Source organism: Parafrankia sp. FMc2 (assembly GCF_041008525.1).
GTDB lineage: Bacteria > Actinomycetota > Actinomycetes > Frankiales > Frankiaceae > Parafrankia.
The window spans coordinates 1-1,782 of record NZ_JBFLUG010000360.1 but is presented as its reverse complement, the minus strand read 5'-3'; the positions used below and the strand labels follow the sequence as shown (position 1 = coordinate 1,782).

Genomic DNA, 1,782 nt, shown 5'->3' with positions numbered 1-1,782 from the left:
TTTTTTTTTTTTTTTGATAGGTACCCGGCTACTGTGTTTTGATCTATGTGTGCTCGGTGGCGGCGTGAGATGGTGTTAGTGGACAGGTATAGGGCGTTGCCTGGGGCGTAGAGGTCGGTGGCGGGGCCGAGGCGGCCGGTGTTGATCTGTTCGGGGGCCATGTACATCGGGCTGCCGGCCATCCCGCTGGCGGTCGCGGCGGACCCTTCGAAGATTTTCGCGATGCCGAAGTCGGTGACTTTCACCGTGTTGTCGGCGGCGAACAGGATGTTGTCGGCCTTGATGTCGCGGTGGAGCACCCCGCGGGTGTGGGCGTGGGCGAGGGCCGCGGCTACCGCGAGGCCGACCGCGCAGGACTGCTGGGGGGTCAGGTGCTGGCGGCGGCGGGTCAGGGTGCCCCCGGGCAGCAGTTCCATCACGACCAGACACAGGCCCTCGACGTCGAGGCAGTCGTAGACACGGACGATGTGGGGATGGTCCAGCCCGGCCAGGGTGCGGGCCTCTGTGGCGAAGTCCACCACCAGCCCTTCCGGGCCTTCGGCTTGCATCACCTTCACCGCGACCGGCCGGCCCATCCGCTGATGCTCGGCGGCCAGGACCAGCCCGAACGCCCCCGCGCCCAGCTGCACGCCCACCGTGTAGCCGGGCAGCGCGGCAGCAATCCGCTCCCGATCGATGATCATTCGCTGTCAGGGCGTGGCATGCCCACCCTTCGGTCCGCCGTCATGGCTGGCAAGCCTAGCCAGTCGGCCACTAACCGTCACAGATCGAGCCGTATCGGTGGAGGTCAACCGAAGAGGGATGGATCGCAGGGCGTCAACAGCGGAGGCATTCTGTCCCTCCTGCGGGGCTTACGCACCCGGGAGGGGAGGCTTATCGGGCGTGAAGCGGGATGGATGATCTGTCCGTTATGCTCCTCGCAGGCACCGTCACCAGGACGACCTCTCGTTCTGACTGACCACACCCACCCAGGTGGCGGGGCCGCGTTCGACCTGGAGACCACCCACCGCCGGGACCCGGTGCCGGCGGCCCTCTTGCGGGAGGAATCTCCGGGTGCCCGCATGTGTGCGGACATGGGACGGACGCGGCCGGCCTGATGACGTAGACCACCAGTGTCGCGTCGGACCGGGACGGCGTGACGCGGATGTGGAGCGTCATGACCTCCGCCCTGTTCGGGCTGTCCCTGCTTGCCGCCGTTGCTCTTGCTGCGCTGGGGGGCACCCTCGCTGGCGCCGCGTGTCGAGCTGGCGGTGCCGCCTGGCCCGATGCGCTCCTCACTGGCGGCCGGGCCACACTCGCGATCCTGACGACCCTGGCCGCGATGGTCGGTGCCGCCGCCGGGGTCGCGGCTGTTCTGGTTGCAGCGGGTGGGCTGTAGATCATCGCCGTTTGCGGCTGGTGACACGTTTCTTACCGGCACCCCAAGCTGCACCGTGCGGTGGAGGGAGCCGGTGGCCAGGGTGCGCCTGTCGGGAGAGAACAACCACCGAGGTCACATCGCGGGTGAGGGGCTGGCCGAGGGGTGTCACTGCGGCCGGGGTGCTCACATTCCACAGCCGCACGCCGTCCTTGGAGCTGGTGGCGAGGGTGCGACCGTCGGCAGGGCCGGTCACAGTTCCCGGGGGGTGGGGCGGGTTCGTGTGCCTCCGCTCATCTGGCTTCCCACAGTCGCACTGTCTTGTCGTCGGCGCTGGTGGCGAGGGTGTGCCCGTCCGGGGAGAACGCCACCGACCGCACCGGGTCGGTGTGGGCGGTGAGGGGCTGGCCGAGGGGGGTCGGGTG

At 68.6% G+C, this 1,782-nt stretch carries 3 protein-coding genes; 1 reads left to right on the top strand and 2 read right to left on the bottom strand.

Translation table 11 applies throughout. The features are described from left to right. Positions 1–683, bottom strand: a 683-nt coding sequence (locus AB1460_RS37245; RefSeq protein WP_368967242.1) for a serine/threonine-protein kinase, incomplete at its 3' end; no start/stop codon positions are given. A 473-nt stretch (positions 684–1,156) separates the two neighbouring features. Here AB1460_RS37245 and AB1460_RS37240 point away from each other — a divergent pair. Further along, positions 1,157–1,378, top strand: a complete 222-nt coding sequence (locus AB1460_RS37240; protein ID WP_368967240.1) for a hypothetical protein — start codon at positions 1,157–1,159, stop codon at positions 1,376–1,378. Between the two features lie 272 nt (positions 1,379–1,650). On the opposite strand, the gene AB1460_RS38500 is transcribed toward AB1460_RS37240, so the two are convergent. Continuing rightward, positions 1,651–1,782 (bottom strand): WD40 repeat domain-containing protein (locus tag AB1460_RS38500; RefSeq protein WP_420497466.1); only part of this gene is annotated, 132 nt, incomplete at its 5' end.

Excerpts from the sequence above, each read along its gene's own strand:
- AB1460_RS37240 (WP_368967240.1), top strand. The coding sequence starts at position 1,157 with ATGACCTCCGCCCTGTTCGGGCTGTCCCTGCTTGCCGCCGTTGCTCTT.